Below are 494 nucleotides of genomic sequence, written 5' to 3'. Positions count from 1 at the left end.
CGTAGGGATTCTGCGGCGCGATCAGCGGGGCGAACACGGCCAGCAGCACCACCGCCAGCAGCACGATGCCAGCGCCCATCGCCACGTAGTCCTGCCGCAGGCTCCACCACAGGTCGCTTTGCAGCATCCGGGCCAGCCTGCCCCGGCCCTGGCCGGAAAACGGTTTAGTGAGCATTGGCGCCTCCTTTGACGTGCTGGCTGCGCAGGCGCGGGTCGACCACGCCATACATCATGTCCACCAGCGTGTTCAACGCCACGAAGATGAAGGACACGATCACCAGGTAGGCGGCCATGACGGGAATATCCACGAACATGACCGATTGGATGAACAGCAGCCCCATGCCGGGCCACTGGAACACGGTCTCGGTGATGAGCGCGAACGCGATCAGGTTGCCGATCTGCATGCCGGTGACGGTAATGACGGGCATCAGGCAGTTGCGCAGCGCCAGCCGGAAATGCACCACCCGGTCGGGCAGGCCGCGGGCGCGGGCGAA

The 494-nt window shown here is 65.2% G+C and carries 1 protein-coding gene and 1 pseudogene; both read right to left on the bottom strand.

Annotation, left to right across the window (positions count from 1 at the left end; translation table 11 throughout):
* A pseudogene (locus tag U858_RS36430) lies at positions 1–127 on the bottom strand (ABC transporter permease); the annotation flags it as partial.
* A 37-nt stretch (positions 128–164) separates the two neighbouring features.
* On the bottom strand, positions 165–494 hold a 330-nt coding region (locus U858_RS0133260; protein ID WP_029954779.1), incomplete at its 5' end, for an ABC transporter permease.

Origin of the sequence: Achromobacter sp. DH1f (assembly GCF_000633435.1) — a bacterium.
GTDB lineage: Bacteria > Pseudomonadota > Gammaproteobacteria > Burkholderiales > Burkholderiaceae_B > Achromobacter > Achromobacter deleyi.
Note: the sequence above shows the minus strand (reverse complement) of the source record. Positions and strands in the feature narration are given on the sequence as shown.